Source organism: Streptomyces asiaticus, from assembly GCF_018138715.1.
Lineage (GTDB): Bacteria > Actinomycetota > Actinomycetes > Streptomycetales > Streptomycetaceae > Streptomyces > Streptomyces asiaticus.
Genome location: NZ_JAGSHX010000006.1, coordinates 6,950,105 through 6,969,038 on the forward strand (window position 1 = coordinate 6,950,105; position 18,934 = coordinate 6,969,038).

An 18,934-nucleotide genomic window follows, 5' to 3' on the forward strand; every position below is an offset into this window, starting at 1 on the left:
CGTTGGTGGCATGGCGACCACTATTGGCCACAAGAGGACTTCGGGGGCATCAATGGGGCGAAAAGATCGAATATCCGGGCTGTGTGTCAGTCTCGTCGGTGCCGTCTGCCTGACGCTGGGCCTCAGCGGCTGCGGTGCGTCGTACGACACCACCTCGCCGCGCAGCGCCCGGGAGCACGCGGCGTCGGACGCCGGCCACTCGACACCGGCCGCCTCCAAGCCGGATGTGCTCAAGAAGGGCGACGGGGCGAACGGCAAGAACGGGACGAACGCCTCCGTCGACTGCGCCGTCGCCAAATGCGTCGCCCTCACCTTCGACGCGGGTCCCAGCGGCAACACCCCCCGGCTGCTGGAGATCCTCAAGCGCGAGAAGGCCCACGCGACCTTCTTCATGCTCGGCAGGAAGCACATCGAGAAACACCCCGACCTGGTGCGCCGTATCGCCGACGAGGGACATGAACTGGCCAACCACACCTGGTCGCACAAGATCCTGACCAAGACCGACTCCGACGAGGTCCGCTCGGAGATCACCCGCGTCCAGACCGCCGTCAAGAAGCTCACCGGCCGTACGCCGCTGCTGATGCGCCCGCCGCAGGGGCGTACGGACGAGCGGGTCTCCAAGATCTGCCGTGAGCTGGGCGTGGCGCAGGTGCTGTGGAGCGTGACGGCGAAGGACTACCAGACGAACGACTCCGCGCTGATCGAGAAGCGGGTGCTGGACCAGACGAAGCGCGACGGGATCATCCTGCTGCACGACATCTACAAGGGCACGGTGCCGGCGGTGCCGGGGATACTGGCCAAGCTGAAGAAGGAGGGCTACACGGTGGTGACGGTCTCCCAGCTGATGGCCCCGGCCGTCCCGGAACCGGGCAAGGTCTATCGCCCATGAGGCAACAGACCGACACGATCTCCGTCGCGTTCGAACATCCTCGGCCACAAAATGATCAAGTGTTGTCGCAAGCTATCGCGATGCGATCGGGATTTCGTAATCTAAGAATCCTCGGGGACCCGGCAACCTAATCTGGACTGGCGGCAACTACGACATGGAGCGGGCCGGTCTGGATCCTCCGGCCCGTTCTCTCGACGCGGAACAGGAGTTGCCATGAAGCTGAGACGCAAACGGGGCCGCCACCGCCGTCGCAAGGATCGCACGCTGCCGCTGGGCAGCGCCGTGATCGTGGCGTCGGCCGTGGCCGGGGTCTATCTGACGGCTTCGCCGGAGGGCGCGAGCGCCGTGCCCACCACCCTGTATGTGGCCACCAACGGCAGCGACGGCAACACCGGCACCCTCAAGTCCCCCTACCGAAGCCTGGAGAAGGCGTTCTCCGTCGCCAAGGCGGGCACCACCATCGAGGTCCGCGGCGGCACCTACTACCCCTCCAGGACCCTGCGCAGCTCCACCAGCGGCACCCCCCGCGAGCGCGTCCAACTGCGGTCGTACCGGGCGGAGAAGGTCCGGCTCGACGGCTCCCGGCTGGGCCAGGGCTCCTCCCTCGTCTCCCTCGCCGCCGACTACTGGACGGTCTCGGGGATCGAACTGCGCAACGCCCCGGGCGGCGGCCTGGTCTGCACCTCCTGCGCGCGCAACGTCTTCCAGAACCTGAGCACCCACGGCAACGGCGACACCGGACTCACCCTCCGCGGCGACGACACCAACGACAACCTCATCCGGAACCTCGACTCCTACGCCAACCACGACGACGCCACCGGCGGCCAGCGGGCCGACGGCATAGCCATCACCCACGGCTCCGGCACCGGCAATGTGGTCACCGGATCCCGGCTGTTCCACAACAGCGACGACGGCCTCGACCTGTGGATGTGGGCGAGCCCCGTCACCATCGAGCACTCCTGGGCCTTCGGGAACGGCCGGAACCGCTGGCACATCCCCTACTTCAAGGGCGACGGCAGCGGCTTCCAGCTCGGCGCCGAGCGCCGGGACGCCCCCTCGCCCGCCCATGTCGTACGGTCCTCCGCCGCCTGGGCCAACACCAAGAGCGGCTTCGACGCGGGCGGCAACACCGGAGCCCTCCGGCTCCAGCGCACCACCTCCTTCGACAACTGGGGCAAGGGCTACGCCGTGGCCGGCTCCCGTGCCCAGCTGACCCGTAACCTCGCGCTCTCCAACGGCCGCGGCAGCGCCGACACCGGCCTCCTCGCCGTCTCGCGGGAGAACAACTGGGCGCCGGGCGGCCGGACCACCCCGCCGCTGGTCACCACCGACCCCACCACGGCCCTCGGCCCCCGGCGGCCGAACGGCTCGCTGCCGCTCACCGGCTTCCTCGTGGTCATGGACCGCACCGAGATCGGTTCGCCGATGAACTGAAACCTCGGGAAAACCTGAATCGCGCTCCTGGCAGGCACAATCCCCTGATCCGGCACGCCGCCGACCCGCCCGCCGTCCCCGAGGAGCGCGACCATGGCGAGACAGATCACGGACAAGGCCCCGGCCCCACCACTGCCCGGACTCCCCCTGCTCGACCGCTACTTCCGGATATCCGAGCGGGGCTCCACCCTCGGCCGGGAGGTCCGGGGCGGGTTCGCCACCTTCTTCACGATGGCGTACATCCTCGTCCTGAACCCGATCATCCTGGGCGGGGCGAAGGACAAGTTCGGCGAGCAGCTCTCCGGCACCCAACTCGCCACCTCCACCGCCCTGGTGGCCGCCGTGATGACGGTCCTGATGGGCATCGGCGGCAATCTGCCGCTCGCCCTCGCCGCGGGCCTCGGGCTCAACGCGGTCGTCGCCTTCCAGATCGCCCCGCAGATGAGCTGGGCCGACGCCATGGGCCTGGTGGTCCTGGAGGGCCTGATCATCTGCGCGCTGGTGGTGACCGGGCTGCGCGAGGCGGTGATGCACGCCATCCCGCAGGCACTGAAGCAGGCCATCAGCGTGGGGATCGGGCTGTTCATCGCCTTCATCGGCTTCATCGACGCCGGGTTCGTCTCCCGTATCCCTGGACCCACCGGCTCCACACCCGTGCAGCTCGGCTCGGACGGGCGGCTCAGCGGCTGGCCGGTGGTGGTCTTCTGCGTGGGGGTGCTGCTGACCATCGCGCTGATGGCGCGCAAGGCCAAGGGCGCCCTGCTGATCAGCATCGTCGTCTCGACCGTGCTCGCGATCGTCATCAACGAGATCGCCGACATCCGGCCGGAGGCATGGGGGCTGACCGTGCCCACCCTCCCCGACAGCGTCGTCGACACCCCGGACTTCGGGCTGCTCGGCTCCTTCAGCCTCTTCGGGGCGTTCCAGCAGGTCGGTGTGGTCACCATCGTCCTGCTGGTCTTCACCCTCATCCTGTCCGACTTCTTCGACACCATGGGCACGGTCGTCGGGGTGAGCAACGAGGCCGGGCTGCTGGACGCCGAGGGCAGGGTGCCGGGGCTGGGGCGGGTGCTGCTCATCGACGGTGCGGCGGCCGCACTCGGCGGTGCCGCGTCCGCCTCGTCCAACACCAGCTACATCGAGTCCGCGGCCGGGGTCGGCGAGGGCGCGCGCACCGGGTTCGCCAGCGTGGTCACCGGAGCGCTGTTCGGGCTCGCGCTCTTCCTGACCCCGCTGGCCACCGTGGTGCCCGCCCAGGCCGCCGCCCCGGCGCTGATCGCGGTCGGCTTCCTGCTGATGAGCCAGGTGCGGTCCATCGACTGGGAGCGGATCGACATCGCCGTCCCGGCGTTCCTCACCATCGCGCTGATGCCGTTCAGCTACTCCATCTCCAACGGGATCGGCGCCGGGTTCATCTCGTACGTCGTGATCAAGACGGTGCTGGGCAAGGCGCGGGAGGTGCACTGGCTGCTGTGGGGGACGGCCGCGCTGTTCGTGGTCTACTTCGCGATCGACCCCCTGGAGCGGCTGCTCACCTGAGCCGCGCCGCCTCCGCCCTGGAATCCGTCCCGGAGCCGCCCAGTCGCCCCGTAAGCCGTCCCGGGAACCGCCCCGCCCCGTCAGCTGTGGCCCATGATGGGGCGCGGGCGGTAGGGGGCCTCCAGGCGGGCCACCTCCTTCTCGTCGAGCGTCAGCCCGACCGCCGCGACCGCGTCCTCCAGATGGCGGGTCTTCGTGGCGCCGACGATCGGAGCGGTGACCGCCGGCCTGCTCAGCAGCCAGGCCAGCGCGACCTGCGCCGGGGACACCCCGCGCTCCTCGGCGATCGCGCGGGTGGCGTCCACGATGGAGAAGTCCGCGTCCGCGTACCACCTCTCCACCAGCGGATCGTTGCCCGCCCGGACCGTCTGCCCGGTGCGGTCCCGGTCGCGGGTGCCCGCCAGCAGCCCGCGCGCCAGCGGGCTCCACGGGATGACACCCACGCCCTGGTCCAGGCAGAGCGGGTTCATCTCCCGCTCCTCCTCGCGGTAGAGCAGGTTGTAGTGGTTCTGCATCGAGACGAACCGGGTCCAGCCGTGTGCCTCGGCGATGTGCTGGGCCTTGGCGAACTGCCAGGCGTACATGGAGGACGCGCCGATGTACCGGGCCTTTCCGGCCTTCACCACATCGTGCAGCGCCTCCATCGTCTCCTCGAGCGGCGTCTCGTGGTCGAAGCGGTGGATCTGGTAGAGATCCACATGGTCGGTGCCCAGCCGCCGCAGCGAGGCGTCGATGCCCGCCATGATGTGCTTGCGGGACAGCCCGCGGTCGTTGGGGCCCTCGCCCATCGGGTTGTAGACCTTCGTGGCCAGGACGTAGTCGTCGCGGCTGGGGAAGAGCTCCCGCAGCAGCTCACCGGTGATCTCCTCGCTGCGGCCCACCGAGTACATGTCGGCGGTGTCGAAGAAGGTCACCCCCTCCTCGGCCGCGCGCCGCACGATCGGCCGCGCGTCGTCGATGTCCAGCTGCCAGGGCCGGTGCTCGGGGTTGCCGTAGCTCATCATGCCCAGGCAGATCCGCGACACCTTGACGCCCGACGTGCCGAGCCGTACGTACTCCATGCGTCTGCTCCTCCTGCTCGTCCGCCCGTTCGGCCGACCCGTCACAGCAGACCACTCCGGCCGCCGGATTGTCAGCCCGGCGTGACGAAACCGCTTTCGTACGCGGCGATCACCGCCTGGGTGCGGTCCCGGACGCCCAGCTTGGTGAGCACCGCCCCCACATGCGTCTTGACGGTGGCCGGGCCCACCGCCATCCGGGCCGCGATCTCGGAGTTGGACAGCCCGTCGGTCATCAGCCGCAGCACCACGGCCTCCCGCTCGGAGAGCCGCTCGCGCAGCGCCCGCGCCGTCGCCTCGCGGTCCGGGCCGCGGGCGGCGGCGTGCTCGGCGGCCAGCGCCCGCACCGCGGCCGGGAACAGCAGCGAATCGCTGCGCGCCACCACGCGCACCGCCTGCACCAGTTCCGCCGCGCGGGCCCGCTTGAGCAGGAAGCCGCTGGCCCCGGCGCGCAGCGCGTCGTACACATAGCTGTCGTTCTCGAACGTCGTCACCACGATGACGCGCGGCGGGTCCGGCACGGTGCCCAGGATCCGCTCGGTGGCGCGGATGCCGTCCACATCGGGCATCCGGACATCCATCAGCACCACGTCCGGGCGCAGTTCACGGACCACCGGCACGGCCTCGGCGCCGCTTCCGGCCTCGCCCACGACCTCCAGGTCCGGCTCGCTGGAGAGGATCGCGCGCAGCGCGGTGCGCACCATCCGCTCGTCGTCGACGAGCACGAGGCGCAGGGGGGACGGCGGGGCGCTCAGGGGGGACGGCGGGGTGCTCACCGGGACGCCTCCACCGGGAGCCGGACCGTCAGCCGCCAGACGCCGTCCACGGTGTCCCAGGCACAGGTGCCGCGCAGCAGGGTGACCCGCTCGGCGATGCCGCGCAGCCCGCGGCCGCCGCCGGCGGTCCGTGCCCGGGTGGTTCCGTCCACCGGGTTCTCCATCGTGATCTCCACCTTCTTCGGGTCCTCGGCGATCCGGAGCCGCACCGGCACCCGGCCCGCGTGGCGCAGCGCGTTGCTGAGCCCTTCCTGGACGATGCGGTACGCCTCGCGGGAGACCACGGGCGGCAGCCGGTCCAGCGTGCCCGGGGCCGTCAGCTCGACGGCGACGCCCGCGGCCCGGGTGCGGGCGAGCAGCCCGTCCAGGTCCATCAGGGTGGGGGAGGGGGCGGTGGCCGGGGCGGCCTCCTCTTCCCGTAACAGGCCCAGCACGCTGTCGAGTTCGCCGACCGCCTCCCGGGTGGTCTCCTCGATGGCCGCCAGCGCCTCCCGGGCGAAGTCCGGATCGGAGTCGAGGACCTTACGGGCCGCGCTCGCCTGGAGGGTCACCGCGCTCAGCGCATGGCCGACCGAGTCGTGCAGCTCGCGGGCGAGCCGGTTGCGGGAGGCCAGCCGGGCGGCCCGCCGCTCGGCGGCGGCGAGCCGCTCGGCGGGGGCCGGGCCGAGCAGCGCGGGCGCACAGCGGGCCAGCAGCGCCCCGGCGGCAGCGGCGATCCCCATGAGCATGGCCAGCAGTGCCACCCCGGCCAACGGCGCCAGCGCGGTGGGGGTCGAGCCGAACGCGTCCGGCCAGCCCAACCCGTCGGCGTACGAATCGTCGGTGAACGGCAGCGCGACCAGCAGCGCCGAGGCGGGCAGCAGGGACAGGAAGAGCCCGCTGACCAGCCCGCCGATGGCCAGGTGCAGCGCGTACCAGAGCGCGGTGCGGGCGCGCGCGTCCCATGAGTCGGCGGGCCCGGCCGCGAGCTCCGCGGACTCCGGCAGCCCGCACAGCGAGCGCGCGGCGGTGGCCTCCAGGGGGCGTACGAGCGGCAGGAGCGCGGTCGGCGCGGCCAGCGGCAGGGCCGAGGCGAAGGTGCCCAGCTGCCAGCGCAGCGAGGTGAAGGGATCGGCACCGTGAGCCAGCATCGCGAAGACCACGGTGGTCAGCAGGTAGTACGGCATCAGCAGGGCGCCACCGAGCACCAGATGGACCCAGCGCAGCTGGGTCCGGCGGCCGACCACCGTTCGGACCGCCCGCCGCCACCACACCCCGGTCACCGGGCGGGGTGTTCCGCCGCGCGGCCCGCGGAGCCGCGCTCGCGGAGGGAGCGCCCGCCGGCCGTGAGGACGAGCAATCCGACGGTCATCCGCACAGCGTAGGTCAGATTCATCGGCGCGGCGGGGGCAACGGGGCCGCGGGCGGGGGCGAAGCGCGTGCCGGGGAGGGGCTGGACCATGGCCACCAGCCTCCCGGCCCGGCGGGCGCCGCGCGTCACCCCGCCCGACGATCCCCCTCCGCCGTGCGGCGGAGGAGGCCGTCCTCCCCTGGGTCAGAGGCGGCGCGTCGCGAGGGTGAGCCGGTCCCGGGCGTCGAACAGGGCGTCCTTGATCATCTGCTCATGGGTGGGGGTGAGCCGGGCCACCGGCACCGAGCAGCTGATGGCGTCGCGCGAGGGGGTGCGGTACGGGATGGCGATGCCGAAGCAGCGCAGGCCCAGGGTGTTCTCCTCGCGGTCCACCGCGTACCCCTGCTCCCGGATGAGGTGCAGCTCCTCGATCAGCTTCTCGCGGTCGGTGATGGTGTGCTCGGTGAGCTGGCTCAGCGTCTCCGGCAGCAGCTTGCGCACCTGCTCGTCGGAGTACGTGGCCAGCAGCGCCTTGCCCAGCGAGGTGGAGTGGGCGGGCAGCCGGCGGCCGACGCGGGTGAAGGGGCGCAGATAGTGCTGCGACTGCCGGGTGGCGAGATAGACGACATTGGTGCCGTCGAGCCGGGCGAGGTGGATGGTCTCGGTGGTGTCGTCCGAGAGCCGGTCCAGGGTGGGGCGGGCGGCGGCCACGACCTCGTCGCCGTCGATGTAGGAGGTGCCGACGAGGAGGGCGCGCACCCCGATCCCGTAGCGGGTGCCGGTGGCGTCCGTCTCCACCCAGCCGAGCTCCACCAGGGTGCGCAGCAGCATGTAGAGGCTCGACTTGGGATAGCCCACGGCCTCCTGGACCGCGGCGAGGCTGTGCATCCCGGGCCGCCCGGCGAAGAACTCCAGCAGTTCGACCGTGCGGACCGCCGATTTGACCTGGGCCCCGCCTGTCTCGGCAGCTGACATCGCCTTGACCCCTCTGTTCGACCAGCCATAGAGTCCCGAAGGGAAATTCATCACCCGGGACAGCGTTCAGCATATCGAACACCGTCGATGTGTGTGACGCAAGCAGCGGTAACACCACAGCAGGAGGAATCCGCGGTGTCAGCACCAGTGTGGAGCGTCGACCCCCGAACCGGAAAGCAGCGTGAGCAGGTAGCGGTCGAAGCCACGGCGGAGGAGGTCGACCGCGTGGTGCGCGCGGCGCACGCCGCCCGCGGCTCCCTGGCCGATCGCGCGGTGCGCGCCGCCCTGCTGCGCACCGCCGCCGATCTGCTCGACGAGGCCCGTGACCAGCTGGTCGAGGCCGCCGACGCGGAGACCGCCCTCGGTCCCGCCCGGCTCACCGGTGAACTCGCCCGCACCACCTACCAGCTGCGGTCGTTCGCGACCATCGTGGACGAGGGCGCCTTCCTCGACGTCCGCATCGACCACGCCGACGCCACCCAGACCCCGCCCTGGCCCGATCTGCGCCGCTACAAGCTGCCGCTCGGCGTCGTCGCCGTCTACGCCGCCAGCAACTTCCCGCTCGCCTTCTCCGTGCCCGGCGGGGACACCGCCAGCGCCCTCGCCGCGGGCTGCCCGGTGATCGTCAAGGCCCACCCCGACCACCCCGCAACCTCCGAGGTGGCCGCCTCCGCGCTGCGCCGCGCCGCCGAGCGGGTCGGGGTGCCCGCCGATGTGATCGCGGTGGTGCACGGCTTCGACGCGGGTCTTGAGCTGGTCAAGCACCCGCTGATCGCCGCCGCCGGGTTCACCGGCTCGGTCCGCGGCGGCCGCGCCCTGCACGACGCGGCGGCCTCCCGGCCGGTGCCGATCCCCTTCCACGGCGAACTGGGCAGCCTCAACCCGGTCGTGGTCACCGAGGCCGCGGCGAGCGAGCGCGGCGACCAGATCGGCGCCGGGCTCGCGGGCTCCATGACGCTGGGCGTCGGCCAGTTCTGCACCAAGCCCGGCTTTGTGCTGGCCCCGGCCGGACCGGCGGGCGACGGCCTGCTGAAGTCCCTCACCGACGCGGTCAGCAACACCGACGCCGGGGTCCTGCTCGACCACCGGATGCGGGACAACTTCGTCGCCGGGATCAAGGAGCGCGTCGAGCTGGCGGACGTCGAGGCCCCGGTCACCCCCGGCTCCGGCGGTGAGCACACCGTCAGCGCGGGCTTCCTGACCGTCCCGGCGCGGCGGCTCGTCGAGGGCGGCCCGCACGATGTGCTGCTGGAGGAGTGCTTCGGCCCGGTGACCGTCGTGGCACGCTACGAGAGCGACGACGAGATCAGCGCGGTGCTCGGGCGGCTCCCGGGCAACCTCACCGCCACCGTCCACCTCTCCGCCGCCGAGGGCGAGGGCACCGAGGGCCGGGCCGGCGAGCTGATCGCCGAGCTCACCCCGCTGGCCGGCCGGGTCCTGGTCAACGGCTGGCCGACCGGTGTCGCGGTCGCCCCCGCCCAGCACCACGGCGGCCCCTACCCGGCCACCACCTCCACCTCCACCTCGGTCGGCGGCACCGCCGTCGAGCGCTGGCTGCGGCCGGTCGCGTACCAGGACACCCCGGCCGCCCTGCTGCCGCCGGAACTGCGCGCCGAGAACCCGCTGGAGCTGCCGCGGCGGATCAACGGCGTCCGGGAGCAGCGCGGCTGACCCCCGGAACGACGGCCCGGCCGCCGGACCCGCGGATCTGACCCGCGCGTCCGGCGGCCGATTCACGTCGGCGTTTCACCCGGGCGCCGCGTAAGCCATCGGAATCGCCGCTGGTCAGCGGTTATGTATAAGGATCGCTTGAAGGCATCCGACACGGAAAAGCGATGGACGCCGGGGTAGGCCCGTCCCATAGTGGCTGGACATGGAGAGCCTGGCGGGCGCCGAATTCGCGCCACACACGACGTATCTCACCACCGCGTCCAGCGGTCTGATCCCCGCACGCTCCGTAGCCGCCGTGCAGGCGGTCCTCGACGGCTCGGCCGCCGGACAGCCCATCGTCGACGTGTCCTTCGAGGCGGTCGAGGCGAGCCGCGCCGCCTACGCCCGGCTCGTCGGCGTACCGGCCCGGCGCGTCGCCGCCGGCAGCTCGGTCGCCGTGTACGCGGGGATGATCGCCACCTCGCTGCCGCCCGGGGCCGAAGTCCTGGTGGCCGACGGCGACTTCAGCTCCCTGGTCAACCCCTTCGCCGTCCGCGCCGACCTCAAGCTGCGCAGCGTGCCGCTGGAGGAGATCGCGGAGGCGGTGCGTCCCGGTACGGCGCTGGTGGCCGTGAGCGCGGTCCAGTCGGCGGACGGGCGGATCGCCGACCTCGCCGCCATCCGGGAGGCGGCCCGGGCCCACGGGGCCCGCACGCTGGTGGACCTCAGCCAGGCGGCCGGCTGGTTCCCGGTGAACGCCGCCGAGGCCGACTACACGGTCTGTGTGGCCTACAAGTGGCTGATGTGCCCGCGCGGGGCCGCCTTCCTGACCGTGCCCGAGGACCTCGGCGGACTCACCCCCGTCTTCGCGGGCTGGGTCGCGGGCGAGGAGCCCTGGGACAGCTGCTACGGCCCGGTGCGGGAACTCGCCCACTCCGCACGGCGCTTCGACGAGAGCCCGAGCGTGTACGCGTACGTCGCGGCCCGGCACTCCCTCGCGCTGATCGAGGAACTGGGCACCGAGGCCATCGCCGCGCATGACCGCGCACTCGCCGACCGCTTCCGGGACGGGGTCGTCGCGCTCGGCCACCGGCCCGTGGCCGCCCCCGGCTCGGCCATCGTCTCCGTACCGGGCCTGGGTGACGCCGCGTCCCGGCTGGCGGAGGCGGAGGTGCATGTCTCGGCGCGGGCCGGCAACCTCCGCGCCTCCTTCCACCTGTACAACACCGCGGCCGATGTGGACCGGCTGCTGGAGAAGCTGTCCGGCTGACGGCACAGAAATCTGACAGAAATCTGGCGGCACAAAAATCTGAGGGAAGCCGGGACACTCCGGCTTCCCTCAGATCACGGACGTCACGTCGTCCCACGGCGGTCATCACCGCACGGGCGTGAAGTCCCTCGCGCCGATGAACTCCGGCCGGCGGACCGGTGCGGCGAACGGCTCGACCGCCGTGTTCTCCACGCTGTTGAACACGATGAACACATTGCTGCGGGAGTACGGCGTGATGTTGTCGCCGGACCCGTGCATGCAGTTGCAGTCGAACCACGTCGCCGACCCGGCCAGGCCGGTGAACAGCTTGATGCCGTGCTTGTCGGCGAAGCCGGTGAGGGCCTCGTTCGACGGGATGCCGGCGTCCTGCATCTGGAGCGACCGCTTGTAGTTGTCCTTCGGCGTGGCTCCTTCACAGCCGAGGAAGGTGCGGTGCGAGCCCGGCATGATCATCAGGCCGCCGTTGGTGTCGAAGTTCTCGGTCAGGGCGATCGAGACCGACACGGTCCGCATGTTCGGCAGGCCGTCCTCGGCATGCCAGGTCTCGAAGTCCGAGTGCCAGTAGAAGCCCGAGGCCCCGAAACCCGGCTTGACGTTGATCCGGCTCTGGTGGACGTAGACGTCCGAGCCCAGGATCTGCCGTGCGCGACCCACCACCCGCGGGTCGCGCACCAGGTTCGCGAAGACCTCGCTGATCCGATGCACCTCGAACACCGACCGTACGTCCCTGGACTTCGGCTCGATGATCGAGCGTTCGTCGGCGCGCACGTCCGGGTCGGTGACCAGCCGGTCCAGTTCGGCGCGGTACACCGCGACCTCATCCGGAGTGATCAGCTGGTCGATCGCCAGGAAGCCGTCACGATCGAAATCGCTCAGCTCGGACGGTTGCAGCGGCCCCGGAGCCCCGGGCTCGGACCACACCACCGGGTCCACGCGCGGTGTGGCCACCTCCACGGCACCACGGGTCGGGTACAAGTCAGTGACCGTGGTCATCGGATCATGCCTCCTCGGTCTCGGTGATCAGCGGGTATACGCCGTTCTCATCATGGTCCTCCCGTCCGGTGATCGGCGGGTTGAAGACACAGACGCACCTGAAGTCCGTCTTGGGGCGCATGGTGTGCTTCTCATGCCCGTTCAGCAAGTACATGGTGCCGGGCGTGATCCAGTGCTTCTCACCGGTCTCGTCGTTGGTCAGCTCGGCCTCACCCTCCACGCACAGCACCGCCTCGATGTGGTTGGCGTACCACATCGACGTCTCGGTGCCCGCGTAGAGGATGGTCTCGTGGAGCGAGAAGCCGACGCCCTCCCGGGCGAGCACGATGCGCTTGCTCTCCCAGGTGCCGGACTTGGACTTGATGTGCCTCTCGGTGTCCTCGATGTCCTTGAAGGATCGGACGATCACGGTGAGATCTTGCCTTTCTCTCTCTGCGGTGCGGGAGGGTTATGCGGTCTCGCGGACCGCGCGGGCGAGGGTCCGCAGCCCCTCGTCCAGGTCTTCGGGGGAGATCGTCAGCGCGGGCAGCAGCTTGACGACCTCGCTCTCGGGGCCGGAGGTCTCGACCAGCAGGCCGAGTTCGAAGGCGCGCTTGCAGACCGCCGAGGCACGCGGCTTGTCCTCGAACTCGATGCCCCACACCAGGCCACGGCCGCGGAAGTGGGCGCCGGACTGCTCCTCGCAGATGGCGCGCAGGGCCTGCTCGACCTGCTCGCCGCGGGCGAGGGTCTGCTTCTCCATCTGGCCGTCCGCCCAGTAGGTGTCCAGGGTGGCGGCGGCGGTGACGAACGCGGGGTTGTTGCCGCGGAACGTGCCGTTGTGCTCGCCGGGCTCCCAGATGTCCAGCTCGGGCTTGAAGAGGGCGAGCGACATCGGCATGCCGTAGCCGCTGATGGACTTGGAGACGGTCACGATGTCCGGGGTGATGCCCGCCTCCTCGAAGGAGAAGAAGGCGCCGGTACGGCCGCAGCCCATCTGGATGTCGTCGACGATCAGCAGCATGTCCTGGCGCTCGCACAGCTCGGCCAGGGCGCGCAGCCACTCGGGCCGGGCCACGTTGATGCCGCCCTCGCCCTGCACCGTCTCGACGATCACGGCGGCGGGCTTGTTGAGGCCGGAACCCTGGTCCTCCAGCAGGCGCTCGAACCACAGGAAGTCCTCGACCGTGCCGTCGAAGTAGTTGTCGAACGGCATCGGGGTGCCGTGGACCAGCGGGATGCCCGCACCGGCGCGCTTGAAGGCGTTGCCGGTCACGGCCAGCGAGCCCAGCGACATGCCGTGGAAGGCGTTGGTGAAGGAGACGATCGACTCGCGGCCCTTGACCTTACGGGCCAGTTTGAGCGCGGCCTCGACGGCGTTGGTGCCGGTCGGGCCCGGGAACATGACCTTGTAGGGCAGGTCGCGCGGCCGCAGGATGTTGTTCTGGAACGACTCGAGGAACGCGCGCTTGGCCGTGGTGGACATGTCCAGGCCATGGGTGACGCCGTCACGCTCGATGTAGTCGATCAGTGCCCGTTTCAGCACCGGGTTGTTGTGGCCGTAGTTGAGCGACCCGGCTCCGGCGAAGAAGTCGAGGTAGGTGTGGCCGTCCTCGTCGTACATGTGGCTGCCCTGCGCGCGGTCGAAGACAGCAGGCCAACCGCGGCAGTAGCTGCGCACCTCCGACTCCAGGGCCTCGAAGACGCTCAGGGCGGGCGGGGTGATGGTCACAGCGTTCTCCTGGGAGAGGGGTGTGAGGGGGGTGAGGGGGGTGAGGGATCGGGGGTGATCGATCGAGGTCGGGGTCAGGTCCGGTCGGCGCGCGGGCCGAACGGACCGATGCGGTAGAGCACCTCGGGCTCATGCGCACCGTCGGGGAACAGACCGCCGTGGAAGAGCACCTCACGCTCGAGCGCGGCTTCGTGCCGCTCGGCGAACGAGGTGAACAGCCGGTTCGAGGCGGTGTTGTCCGGGGTGATCGTGGTCTCGATGCCGCGGACGCCGGTCGCGGTGACCCGCTTGACCAGCCCGTCCAGCAGGGTGGCGGCGAGCCCGCGGCCACGCCAGGCGTCGTCGACGGCGACCTGCCAGACGACCAGGGTCTCGGGGCGCTCGGGCCGGACGTAACCGGTGATGAAGCCGACCGGTCCGCCGTCGGCGCCGCGCGCCACTACGGATGTGGCGGCGAAGTCGCGGCACCACAGGAGGTAGCTGTAGGAGGAGTTGAGGTCCAGGGTTTTGGAGTCGCGAGCGATTCGCCAGATCGCGGCTCCGTCCTCGACGCGCGGAGTGTCGAGAGACAGGCCCTCCGGCAAATCCAATTCGCTACGGACTAGGTCTGCTTGTGCGGCGGTCATGCAAATTCAATTTACCCAGCAGAATCAGAAAATGCATCGTGGTGGGGGGTTACGTGGAGGGGGGTCGATGTGTTATCACGCGGGAGCGCGTGCGCGCGCGGCCGCTCGCCGAAAGGCGGTGATTTGTGGGGGAGTTAGTGGGGCATAGCGGATCGCGTGTGGAGTCCGTCACATGTGCGTAACTGGCCGGTGACCCGCTTGAATTTTGATGGCAGGATCACGTGAAAAATTTTGTGTTTAGGAATCACAAAAGCGGGCAGACGAATGTGGAAGCAGTAGCGGAAAAACGCGGGGAATTTCTGGCCAAGCTGCCATGAATTCAATCTCCCATGGTGAACTGAGGGAAGTCGCCCCGCACCGCAAAGGCCCCCGAGGCGCCGTTGCCCGAGGCCACGTAGGCGTCTCGCCCGGTGTCCCGGTCGCCCTCGGCGTGGCTGTACTGTCCCGCGAGGACATACCGGCCCGCGGCCACGGTCGCCCCCTTCCGGAGCGTCCACCGGTAGACCAGCACACCGTCCTCGGCGCGGGTGGCGGTGGTCACATCGCCGGTCGGCAGCGAGGTCCAGGCCCCGGTGGACCGCACACCCCCGGTGTCCGCCACCCGCAGCTCCACCGTCAGCGAGGTCAGCGGCCTGCCGATGGTGAGCGTGATGTCGCTCTGCGCCCAGTACGGATTGGAATGGGCGTTGATGGCGCCCTTGGACCGCACGGTCGGCTCGGCGAGGTGGTTTGGGCCGGCCGCGGTGGGATAGGCGCTCGGCGTGTGCCGCTCAGCATCGCTCTGCGACCCGGCGTCCGGCTCGTCCCCGGGCCGCCGGTCCGGGTCCGCGCTCGCACTGTCCGCGCCGGCGCCCGCGCCCGCCGGGGGCGCGGCGGGCTCGCTCGAGGTGCGCACCGTCTGCGGCCGTTCGGCACCGTCCGTGGCCACCACCGCGATCCCCGTCGCGGCGACCGCCGCGGCCAGCCCGGCGACCGGGCTCACCACCCGGGTCCAGCGCGGGCTCGTCCGCGGGGCGCGGCGCCGGTCGTCGGCCGCCATGCCCGCCGTGACCCGGGCCAGCATCCGGATCCGGTCCGGTTCATGGGAGGCGGCGGCCGTCCGCAGCTCGGCGACGACGTCGCGGCCCGCGGGGCGGCCGCGGCTCTCGGGGTGCTCGCGGCTCTCGGGGCGGTTGCGGCTCTCGGGGTGCTCGCGATGCTCGATCATCAACTGCCCCCTCCTGCGTGCCCGGCATGGCCCATGTGGCCGGAGTGGCGGGCTGGGCCGGTGTGGCTCGTGTGGCCTGTGTGGCCCGTGTTCCCGGCGCGGAGCGTTCGTACCGTCCGTCCTGTCCGTTCGGCCTCGGTGGCCGCGGACAGTTCCTTCCCGTCCTCGCCGTCCGGAGGGCCGAGCAGCCGTTCCAGCTCGGCGATGCCGCGTGAGGTCTGGCTCTTGACCGTGCCCACCGAAATGCCCAGCGTACGGGCCGTCTCCCGCTCGGAGAGGTCGAAGGCGTGGCGCAGCACCACACACGCGCGCTTGCGGAACGGCAGCCGGACCAGCGCGGCCTGCACATCCACCACGGCGGACACATCCGGGTCGTCCACGCGGTCGGGGCGCTGCGAGGAGAAGAGCGCCACGCGGCGCCGCTCGCGCACCAGGCTCCGGATCCGGGACCGGGCCAGATTGGCGACCACACCCCGGGCGTACGCTGCCGGGTGGTCGGCGGCCCGCACCCGGTCCCACTGGTGCCAGACCGCCACCAGCGCGTCGGCCGCCAGGTCGTCCGCCCCGTCGGAGCTGCCGAGCAGCAGATGGGCGAGGCGGGCCAGCTCGGCGTGGTGCCGCTCGAAGAAGTCCCGGAACTCGGCTTCTGGATCGGCCGGTAAGGCGGCGGCGGGCAGGGCGTCGGCCGGTAAGCCGTCGGGGTCCTCCGGTGCGTCGGGCGCCTGCGGGGAGACGAGGCCCGGGGCCCCCGGATCCCGTGGCGGGCCCGTCATGCGCGCCGCGTCCATCCGTACGGCTCGCGCGGTGCCCGAGGCGGCCGCGTCATCGGCGGGAGCGCTCACGAGGACCTCCTCACTGCCGCTCGTCCGGTGGGTTGCGTGAGCGTAGCAGCGCTCTGCATGTTGTTCGAGTGGCGCCGTTCCCGCTGATGGGAATTGGCCGGTCAACGCCCTGCTCCGGTCTCGTACAGTGCGTTGCATGAGGGATAGCGCGGTGCTCCACATCAAGGGCCGGGTCCTGGTCGGACCGGACACCGGCGACGCTGCCGGGGACGTACGGGACGAGCTGTGGGTGGTCGACGGCAGGATCACCTTCGAGCGGCCGTCCGGGGCCAGGGACATCCGGCTGATCGAGGGCTGGGTGCTGCCCGGCCTCGTCGACGCCCACTGCCATGTCGGACTCGACGCCCATGGGGCGGTGGACGACTCGACGAGCGAGAAGCAGGCGCTGACCGACCGGGACGTCGGGGCGCTGCTGCTGCGGGACGCCGGATCGCCGGCCGACACCCGCTGGATCGACGACCGCGAGGACCTGCCCCGCATCATCCGGGCCGGCCGCCATATCGCCCGCACCAAGCGCTACATCCGCAACTACGCCCATGAGATCGAGCCCGAGGACCTGGTCGCCTATGTGGCCGCGGAGGCGCGGCGCGGCGACGGCTGGGTCAAGCTGGTCGGAGACTGGATCGACCGGGAGACCGGCGACCTGGGGTTCTGCTGGCCGCGCGGCGCGGTCGAGGAGGCCATCGCGGAGGCGCACCGGCTGGGCGCGCGGGTCACGGCGCACTGTTTCGCCGAGGAGAGCCTGGCCCCGCTGGTCGAGGCGGGGATCGACTGCGTCGAGCACGCCACCGGGCTCACCGAGGAGACCATCCCGCTGTTCGCCGAGCGGGGCGTGGCGATCGTGCCGACCCTGGTCAACATCGCCACCTTCCCCCGGCTGGCGCTGGGCGGCGAGGCGAAGTTCCCGCGCTGGGCCGACCATATGCGGCGGCTGCACGCGCGCCGCTACGAGACGGTGCGGGCGGCCTACGACGCGGGCATCCCGATCTACACCGGCACGGACGCGGGCGGCGGCCTGGCCCATGGGCTGGTCGGGCAGGAGGTCGCCGAGCTGGTGAAGGCGGGGATCCCGGTGCGCGACGCGCTCTCGGCGGCGACCTGGGGAGCGCGGGACTGGCTCGGGCGGCCGGGGCTCACCGAGGGCGCCTCCGCCGATCTCGTCGTCTACGACGCGGATCCGCGCGCCGATGTGCGGGTGCTGACGACGCCGCGGCGGGTGGTGCTCCGGGGACGTGTGGTCGGCTGACGCGGCGCCGGGCTCATACGGGCGGGGCGGCGGGGGCTGATACGGGCGGGGACAGGCGGGGGACAGGTGGGGCGAGGGGTGCCGGAAGGGAACGTGGTTCGAACTGGGCGGCGAACCACACCCTTTGGGATGAACGGACATCATGTGTCTGCCTGTTTACCCTCAGTGCGCAAATATGGCGTGGTCGAGGCCGTCGGCGCCCGTGGAGTCCCCCGCGGCAGGCGCCGGCGGCTCCATGTCTCCTGTGGGGGTCCACTCACGTGTCCTGTTCCAGTAACACCAACTTCGGCATGCCCACCCGCCGTCTGGCGGCCGCCACTGCCGCTGCCGCGGTCTCCGTCCTGGGGCTGCTGCCCGCGGCGACCGCGCAGGCCGACACCGGTGCGACCACCGGTAAGGCGGGTGCGGTCGTGCTCCGCACCGATCTCGATGTCTCCCTGCTCAACAAGACCGTCAGCGCTCCGCTCTCGGTCGTGCTGAACGATGTGCACGCGCCCGCGACCGCCAGCAAGACGGCGCTCAGCGCGACCGTGGACGGCGTGGACGGGGGCCGGCCGTTCAATGTCCTGCGGGCCGATGTGGCCACCGCCCGGGCCGCCGCGGACAAGCAGCGGGCCGAGGGGTACTCCAACCTCGTCAACGCCCAGGTCCACGTCCCGGGCCTGGCCGCGGTGCCGCTGATCACGGTCGAGCAGGTGACCTCGAAGGCGGTGTGCGCCGTCGGGAAGCGGCCGACCGCCCACTCCAACCTGCTCGGCAGCGTCAGCGTGCTCGGTCAGAAGGTCACCCTGCGCACGAGCGGCACCACCACGGTCGATGTGCCGTCGCTCGGCCAGGTCCGGCTCGACCTGTCGCGGACGGCCACCACCTCGCGCACGGCGGCGGCCACGGCCCTCAACCTGAAGGTCTCCGTGAACCCGCTCAAGCTGAACGTCTCGGAGGTCGAGGGGCAGGTCACCCTTGCCCGGGCGACCTGTGAGTCGCCCGTGGCCGCGGCGGTCGAGCCCAGCCCGAGCGTGGGCTCCCAGACCAAGCCCGAGCCCAAGCCGGAGCACCTGGCCGAGACCGGCGGCAGCTCGGCCACGCCGTACCTGGTGGCCGGTGGCGCCCTGCTGCTCGCGGTGGGCGGCGGCGCCGTCGTCCTGGCCCGTCGCCGCCGGGCCGCCACCACCCGCGGCGACGCCGCCTGACGTCTGCCCGTTGGCACCGGCACCCGCGCCACCCGGCGCGGGTGCCGGTGCCGGGGCCGGGGCGGCTGCGTGCACGGGCGTGCACAGGCCTGGGGGCGCGGGTGCGGTGCGGTTCGATTGCGCCCCGAAGGGGCGCGGGGCTGTGTCGATGTGCGGCTCCGCCGTGTGGGCGACCGGCCACGACGCAGCCGCGGATGA

Annotated in this window: 17 protein-coding genes; 7 read left to right on the forward strand and 10 right to left on the reverse strand. The window is 71.4% G+C overall.

Features of this window, described 5'->3' with window-relative positions; translation table 11 throughout:
• Window positions 1-52: 52 nt before the first annotated feature.
• The 3 genes from KHP12_RS37485 (at window position 53) to KHP12_RS37495 (ending at window position 3,862) form a co-directional block, all read left to right on the forward strand.
• Window positions 53-889 (forward strand): polysaccharide deacetylase family protein, encoded by an 837-nt coding sequence (locus KHP12_RS37485; protein WP_086884825.1) that lies wholly within the window; start codon window positions 53-55, stop codon window positions 887-889.
• A gap of 213 nt (window positions 890-1,102) precedes the next feature.
• Window positions 1,103-2,323, forward strand: coding sequence for a right-handed parallel beta-helix repeat-containing protein (locus KHP12_RS37490; protein ID WP_086884824.1), 1,221 nt, complete (start codon window positions 1,103-1,105; stop codon window positions 2,321-2,323).
• Window positions 2,324-2,416: 93 nt separating this feature from the next.
• Window positions 2,417-3,862, forward strand: coding sequence for an NCS2 family permease (locus KHP12_RS37495; RefSeq protein ID WP_086884823.1), 1,446 nt, complete (start codon window positions 2,417-2,419; stop codon window positions 3,860-3,862).
• 80 nt (window positions 3,863-3,942) lie between these two features.
• Here the strand turns inward: KHP12_RS37495 and KHP12_RS37500 are convergent, their stop codons facing one another.
• The 4 genes from KHP12_RS37500 to KHP12_RS37515 all read right to left on the reverse strand — a co-directional run bounded on the left by KHP12_RS37500 (window position 3,943) and on the right by KHP12_RS37515 (window position 8,001).
• On the reverse strand, window positions 3,943-4,923 hold the full coding sequence (locus tag KHP12_RS37500; RefSeq protein ID WP_211834152.1) for an aldo/keto reductase: 981 nt from the start codon (window positions 4,921-4,923) through the stop codon (window positions 3,943-3,945).
• A gap of 71 nt (window positions 4,924-4,994) precedes the next feature.
• Window positions 4,995-5,696 (reverse strand): response regulator transcription factor, encoded by a 702-nt coding sequence (locus KHP12_RS37505; RefSeq protein WP_308016980.1) that lies wholly within the window; start codon window positions 5,694-5,696, stop codon window positions 4,995-4,997.
• Window positions 5,693-6,958, reverse strand: coding sequence for a sensor histidine kinase (locus KHP12_RS37510; RefSeq protein WP_210609157.1), 1,266 nt, complete (start codon window positions 6,956-6,958; stop codon window positions 5,693-5,695). The genes KHP12_RS37505 and KHP12_RS37510 overlap by 4 nt, the downstream gene beginning before the upstream one ends.
• Window positions 6,959-7,230: 272 nt before the next feature.
• Window positions 7,231-8,001, reverse strand: coding sequence for an IclR family transcriptional regulator (locus tag KHP12_RS37515; protein WP_020872266.1), 771 nt, complete (start codon window positions 7,999-8,001; stop codon window positions 7,231-7,233).
• A gap of 87 nt (window positions 8,002-8,088) precedes the next feature.
• On the opposite strand from KHP12_RS37515, the gene KHP12_RS37520 reads away from it, so the two are divergent.
• Together KHP12_RS37520 and KHP12_RS37525 are read left to right on the forward strand one after the other, a co-directional pair.
• Window positions 8,089-9,672: an aldehyde dehydrogenase (NADP(+)) gene (locus tag KHP12_RS37520; protein WP_211834153.1), complete on the forward strand. Its 1,584-nt coding sequence runs from the start codon at window positions 8,089-8,091 to the stop codon at window positions 9,670-9,672.
• Between the two features lie 202 nt (window positions 9,673-9,874).
• The gene (locus KHP12_RS37525) at window positions 9,875-10,921 is read left to right on the forward strand and encodes an aminotransferase class V-fold PLP-dependent enzyme (protein ID WP_086884876.1); all 1,047 of its coding nucleotides are present in this window, start codon (window positions 9,875-9,877) and stop codon (window positions 10,919-10,921) included.
• 105 nt (window positions 10,922-11,026) lie between these two features.
• Here KHP12_RS37525 and thpD read toward each other — a convergent pair whose 3' ends face one another.
• From thpD to KHP12_RS37555, 6 genes are all read right to left on the reverse strand, one after another.
• Complete coding sequence (thpD, locus tag KHP12_RS37530; protein ID WP_086884875.1) at window positions 11,027-11,914, reverse strand: ectoine hydroxylase; 888 nt, start codon at window positions 11,912-11,914, stop codon at window positions 11,027-11,029.
• A 4-nt stretch (window positions 11,915-11,918) separates the two neighbouring features.
• Window positions 11,919-12,323, reverse strand: a complete 405-nt coding sequence (locus tag KHP12_RS37535) for an ectoine synthase (RefSeq protein WP_020872270.1) — start codon at window positions 12,321-12,323, stop codon at window positions 11,919-11,921.
• Between the two features lie 39 nt (window positions 12,324-12,362).
• Window positions 12,363-13,625, reverse strand: coding sequence for a diaminobutyrate--2-oxoglutarate transaminase (ectB, locus tag KHP12_RS37540; protein ID WP_086884878.1), 1,263 nt, complete (start codon window positions 13,623-13,625; stop codon window positions 12,363-12,365).
• 74 nt (window positions 13,626-13,699) lie between these two features.
• Window positions 13,700-14,251: a diaminobutyrate acetyltransferase gene (gene ectA, locus KHP12_RS37545; RefSeq protein WP_051572847.1), complete on the reverse strand. Its 552-nt coding sequence runs from the start codon at window positions 14,249-14,251 to the stop codon at window positions 13,700-13,702.
• A gap of 319 nt (window positions 14,252-14,570) precedes the next feature.
• The gene (locus KHP12_RS37550) at window positions 14,571-15,458 is read right to left on the reverse strand and encodes a hypothetical protein (RefSeq protein WP_246643225.1); all 888 of its coding nucleotides are present in this window, start codon (window positions 15,456-15,458) and stop codon (window positions 14,571-14,573) included.
• Window positions 15,458-16,135 carry a SigE family RNA polymerase sigma factor gene (locus KHP12_RS37555; RefSeq protein ID WP_244203456.1) on the reverse strand — a complete coding sequence of 226 codons (678 nt, stop codon included), beginning with the start codon at window positions 16,133-16,135 and terminating at the stop codon, window positions 15,458-15,460. The genes KHP12_RS37550 and KHP12_RS37555 overlap by 1 nt, the downstream gene beginning before the upstream one ends.
• A gap of 301 nt (window positions 16,136-16,436) precedes the next feature.
• Here KHP12_RS37555 and KHP12_RS37560 point away from each other — a divergent pair, with 301 nt between their 5' ends.
• Window positions 16,437-17,546 (forward strand): amidohydrolase family protein, encoded by a 1,110-nt coding sequence (locus KHP12_RS37560; RefSeq protein WP_208653273.1) that lies wholly within the window; start codon window positions 16,437-16,439, stop codon window positions 17,544-17,546.
• Window positions 17,547-17,836: 290 nt separating this feature from the next.
• Window positions 17,837-18,736: an SCO1860 family LAETG-anchored protein gene (locus KHP12_RS37565; RefSeq protein WP_167442695.1), complete on the forward strand. Its 900-nt coding sequence runs from the start codon at window positions 17,837-17,839 to the stop codon at window positions 18,734-18,736.
• Window positions 18,737-18,934: the final 198 nt, after the last annotated feature.